The organism is Streptomyces sp. W16, assembly GCF_033194735.1.
Classification (GTDB): Bacteria; Actinomycetota; Actinomycetes; order Streptomycetales; family Streptomycetaceae; genus Streptomyces.
On sequence record NZ_JAWOAI010000770.1, the window covers coordinates 1 to 3,468 of the forward strand.

A 3,468-nucleotide genomic window follows, 5' to 3' on the forward strand; every position below is an offset into this window, starting at 1 on the left:
GACCGCGACCGAGGCGCCCGCCTCGGCGAGCGCCAGCGCGACCGTACGGCCGATGCCACGGCTGGCGCCCGCGACAAACGCGACCTTGCCCTTCAACGAGCCGCTCACGCCCGTCAGTTCACCCACGTCGGTCACTTCGGCGGGAACCGGAGAGCGCCGTCGAGACGGACGACCTCGCCGTTGAGATAGTCGTTCTCGACGATGTGCTGCACCAGCCCCGCGTACTCGGTCGGCAGCCCCATGCGTTTGGGGTACGGGATCTGCGGCCCCCAGTAGGCCTCCAACTGGTCGCCCGCCTTGCCATAGGCCGGCGTGTTGAAAGTGCCCGGAGCGATCGTGACGACCCGGATGCCGAGCGGAGACAGGTCGCGGGCGGCGACCAGGGTCATGCTGACGACCCCGCCCTTGGCCGCCGCGTAAGGGAGTTGGCCGATCTGCCCCTCATACGCGGCGATCGACGCCGTGCTGACGATCACACCCCGGCCGCCGTCCACCGGCTCCTGACGGGCGATCGCGGCGGCGGCCAGGCGCATCACGTTGAACACCCCGGTGAGATACACGTCGATCGTCGTGCGGAAACCCGCGAGGTCCAGGGGGGAACCGTCCTTGCCGACCAGCCGGCCACCGCTCGCCGGACCGCCGTGCGCGTCGACCGAGATCCGGAGCGGTCCCGCCGACTCGGCTTCGGCGAGCGCCGCTTGGACGTCGTCCTCGGAGGTGGCGTCGGTGCGCACATAACGCACACCCAACTCCTGCTCCAGGGCCTTGCCCTTCTCGTCGGCCAGATCGGCTACGACGACCTTCGCTCCCGCCGCGTGCAGCCGACGGACGGTGGCCTCGCCCAGGCCGCCCGCCCCGCCGACGACGACCGCGGAGCTCCCACTGATCTGCATCAAGGATTTCCTCTCTTGCGAACAGCGCTCTAGTGAGACGAGAATAGCATTCTCATGAATATAACCATGATTCTGGAGATGGTGGCCTCGGGCGGCGACCGACCGGTGGTCACGGCGAACGGCCGCTCCCTGACCGCCTCGGAACTGCTCGCCCGCGCCCGCACCGCCGCACACCGCTTCCAAGGCCACCCGGCCGTGCTCTATCTGAGCCCCAGTCACCTCGCCCACCCGGTCGCCCTGTTCGGCGCCGCCCTGGCGGGCATCCCGTTCATCCCCCTCAACTACCGCCTCGGCGAACACCAGTTGAACCGCCTCCTGGCCCGCCACCCCGGTGCCCTGGTGCTGCGCCCCACCGACCTCGACGCCCTGCTGAGCACCGAAGAGGACCCCGGCGCACCGGAGTCGGCCCCGGACCAGGACTCCGTCGCGGTGGTCCTCTACACCAGCGGCACGACGGCCGAACCCAAGGCGGCCCTGCTGCGCCACCGCCACCTGCTGGCATACGTGCTCAACACCCAGGAGTTCGGCTCCGCCGATGAGGGCGACGCGGCGCTCGTGGCCGTCCCGCCGTACCACGTGGCCGGGTTGATGAACCTGTTGACGAACCTCTACTCGGGCCGCCGCCTCGTGTACCTCTCCGCCTTCGACGCGGCGGAGTGGCTGGAGACCGCGCGCCGCGAGCAGGTCACGCACGCACTCGTCGTGCCCACCATGCTGGCCCGCATCGTCGCCGAGGTCCCGGCGGACGACGCCGGTACGCCCACGCTCCGGAGCCTCGCCTACGGCGGGGCCAGGACCCCGCGGCCCGTGGTGGAGCGGGCGTTGGAGATCTTCCCCGGCACGGGGTTCGTGAACGCGTACGGCCTGACCGAGACGGCCTCCTCGGTCGCGGTACTGGGGCCGGACGACCACCGCGAGGCGCTGGCATCCGCCGACCCGGCCGTACGGGACCGGCTCGGCTCCGTGGGGCGGCCGTTGCCCGGCGTCGAGATCGAGATCCGCGAGGACGACGGGAAACCGGCCCGTGCCGGGGAGACCGGACTCGTCTTCGTGCGCGGCGACCAGATCTCCGGCGAATACGGCGGACGCAGCGCCCTCGACGCGGACGGCTGGTTCCCCACCCGGGACCGGGGCCGCCTGGACGCCGACGGCTACCTGTTCATCGAGGGCCGCGCCGACGACACCATCATCCGCGGCGGCGAGAACATCGCTCCCGCCGAGATAGAGGACGTGCTCGTCGCCCACCCCGGGATCGTGGAGGCCGCGGTGATCGGCGTGCCCGACCCCGAGTGGGGACAGCGGATCGTCGCTGTCGTGGTCGGCGAGGGCGATCCGGCGGAGGTCCGCCAGTGGGTCAGGGACCGGCTGCGCTCCTCCAAGACCCCCGACACGATCGTCTTCCGCGCCGAACTGCCCAAGACCGAGACCGGAAAGCTGCTGCGCCGAACCCTGCTGGCCGAGTTGGAGACCACCCATGCCTGAAGCAGTCCTCGTGTCCGCCCTGCGTACCCCCGTCGGCACCGCCGTCAAGGGCACCCTCCGCGACACCACCGCGTTCGACCTGGCCCACCACATCGTCGCCGCCGCTGCCGCCACGGACGGCCTCGACCCGGACGCCATCGACGACGTGATCCTCGGCGAGGGCCTCTACGGCGGCGGGGTCGTCGCCCGGCACGCGGCACTGACCGTCGGCCTCACCGCCGTACCCGGCCTCGCTCACAACCGCCACTGCGCCGCCGGCCTCGCGGCGGTGCAGAGCGCGGCGGGCAGCATCCGCGCGGGTATGGACGAACTCGTCATCGCCGGCGGGGTCAACTCGGCTTCCACATCCCCGAAACAGCGTTTCCGCGTGGACGGGGAGTGGGTCGAGCCATGGAGTCCGCCCACGCATCCCGACCGCCCCGACGCCCCCAACCTGGACATGTCGATCACGGTCGGCTGGAACACCGCCGTACGAGCGGGCCTGAGCCGCGCCGACATGGACGCCTGGGCGCTGCGCTCGCACCAGAACGCCATTCGCGCCATCGACGAAGGGCGTTTCGACGCCGAGCTGGTGCCCATCGACACACCGCACGGCCTGTTCTCCGTCGACGAACACCCCCGCCGCACCACGAGCCTGGAGAAGCTGGCCTCGCTCAAGCCGCTCCACCCGGAGATAGACGGCTTCTCCATCACGGCGGGCAACGCGGGCGGCGCCAACGACGGTGCCGCCGCGCTGGTGGTGGCCAGCGACCGGCTGGGCCTGCCGGTACTCGCCGTCGTCCGCTCCTGGGCCTCGGTCGGCGCCGACCCCGCCGAGACGGGCCTCACTCCGGTGAAGGTGATCCCCAAAGCCCTTGCCCGCGCGGGACTTTCGACGACCGACGTCGACCTCTTCGAGATCAACGAGGCCTTCGCGGCCGTGCCCGTCGCCGCGGTGAAACTGCTCGGTCTCGACCCCGACCGCGTGAACGTCAGCGGCAGCGGCTGCTCCCTCGGCCACCCGGTCGCCGCGACCGGCGCACGGATGCTGGTCACGCTCGTGCACGAACTGCGCCGCCGAGGCGGTGGCATCGGCGTCGCCGCGATGTGCGCG

Annotated in this window: 3 protein-coding genes; 2 read left to right on the forward strand and 1 reads right to left on the reverse strand. The window is 71.5% G+C overall.

From position 1 onward, the window contains the following. Nucleotides 1-131: 131 nt before the first annotated feature. Complete coding sequence (locus R6V09_RS48905) at nucleotides 132-893, reverse strand: SDR family NAD(P)-dependent oxidoreductase (protein WP_317887901.1); 762 nt, start codon at nucleotides 891-893, stop codon at nucleotides 132-134. Nucleotides 894-959: 66 nt separating this feature from the next. On the opposite strand from R6V09_RS48905, the gene R6V09_RS48910 reads away from it, so the two are divergent. Both R6V09_RS48910 and R6V09_RS48915 read left to right on the forward strand, forming a co-directional pair. Next, nucleotides 960-2,375, forward strand: coding sequence for a class I adenylate-forming enzyme family protein (locus R6V09_RS48910; protein ID WP_317887902.1), 1,416 nt, complete (start codon nucleotides 960-962; stop codon nucleotides 2,373-2,375). Further along, on the forward strand, nucleotides 2,368-3,468 hold a 1,101-nt coding region (locus R6V09_RS48915; protein ID WP_317887903.1), incomplete at its 3' end, for a thiolase family protein. The genes R6V09_RS48910 and R6V09_RS48915, both read left to right, overlap by 8 nt.

Coding starts and splice junctions, on each gene's coding strand:
- R6V09_RS48905 (WP_317887901.1), bottom strand. CDS start 893: ATGCAGATCAGTGGGAGCTCCGCGGTCGTCGTCGGCGGGGCGGGCGGC.
- R6V09_RS48910 (WP_317887902.1), top strand. CDS start 960: ATGATTCTGGAGATGGTGGCCTCGGGCGGCGACCGACCGGTGGTCACG.